Origin of the sequence: Actinosynnema sp. NPDC059797 (genome assembly GCF_042732085.1) — a bacterium.
GTDB lineage: Bacteria > Actinomycetota > Actinomycetes > Mycobacteriales > Pseudonocardiaceae > Actinosynnema.
The window spans coordinates 1-1242 of record NZ_JBHWIE010000755.1; the positions used below are offsets into that span (position 1 = coordinate 1).

Annotated in this window: 2 protein-coding genes; both read right to left on the minus strand. The window is 75.7% G+C overall.

Annotated elements, in window-relative coordinates; all coding sequences use genetic code 11:
- Nucleotides 1-456: TIGR03618 family F420-dependent PPOX class oxidoreductase (locus ACFV4N_RS43930; protein ID WP_499678635.1), on the minus strand; the 456-nt coding region annotated here is incomplete at its 3' end.
- 4 nt (nt 457-460) lie between these two features.
- Nucleotides 461-1242: HD-GYP domain-containing protein (locus tag ACFV4N_RS43935; protein WP_499678636.1), on the minus strand; the 782-nt coding region annotated here is incomplete at its 5' end.

Sequence of the window (1242 nt, forward strand, 5' to 3'; positions counted from 1 at the left end):
GTACGCACCGCCCAGCTTGCGGTGGTCCCACGACACGACCGAGGTCGGCGCGAACCGCACCCCGACCCGCTTGGCGGCCTGCGCCGCCACGAACGCGTCCAGCTCCGGCCCGCTGTGCCCGGAGTACCGCAGCGCCACCGCCGCGCCGATCCGGGCGACCTCGGCCGGCTCCTCGACCAAGCGCACGTCGCACTCCATGGTCACGCCGCGCAGTTGGTCGTAGGTCTCCCCCGCCTCCAGCTGCAGCGTCGCCTCCGGCAGCCGGCGCAGGTTCGCCGCCTTCTGCGAGGCCCGGTAGGTCCAGGCCAGCAGCTCGTCGCCCTCGACGGCGAACCACAGCGGGGCCAGGTGCGGTCGCCCGTTCGGGCCGATCGTGGCCACCGTGACGACGCGCTGCTCCACCAGGAACGCGCGCACCTCGTCCGGGGTCATGGTGATCAGGGCGCGGCGCGACACCGGGTCAGGATAGGCGGCTGCCCTCGCGCGGCGCGGCGGGGCCGGTGGCCAGGTCGCCCACCGCCCGCTCGTCCAGCAGTTCCAGGAACACGTCCACCAGGTGCGGGTCGAACCGGGCGCCCCGGCCCACGCGCAGCTCGCGCACCGCCTGCTCGTGGGTCAGCGCGCGGCGGTGCGGGCGGTCGGCGCGCATCGCGGCCCACGCGTCGCACACCGACAGCACCCGGGCCTCGATGCGGATGCGCTCGCCGCGCAGGCCGTTGGGGTAGCCCGCGCCGTCCCAGCGCTCGTGGTGCTGGCGGATGACCTCGGCGACGTCGGCGTGGTCGGGCAGCACGCCGACCATGCGGGCGCCGCTGTCGGGGTGCTCGTGCAGCAGGTGCCACTGCTGGTCGGTCAGCGGGCCGGACTCGGTGAGCAGGTCGTCCGGCAGCACGATCATGCCCACGTCCAACAGCCGGCCCGCGCGCCGCGCGGTGCGGACCTCGGTGGCGTCGCGCTCCAGGCGCTCGGCCACGGTCCGCGCCCACTCGGCGATGGCCAGGCTGCGACCCGGGCTCGCGACCCGCAGGTCAACCAGGTCCGCGACCTGGTCCAGGTAGTCCACCGCGACGTCCTCCCGGTGCTCGGCGACCGATGTCCCACCGGCCACCGCGCGGTCGCGGCCAAGGTCCTTGGCCAGGTACAGCGCCCGGTCGGCGGCCGACACCAGCGCGGACGCCGTCCCGTGGTGGGGCGCGAACGCGGCGGTGCCGGCCGAGAGCGTAACCGTCACCGACACCCCGT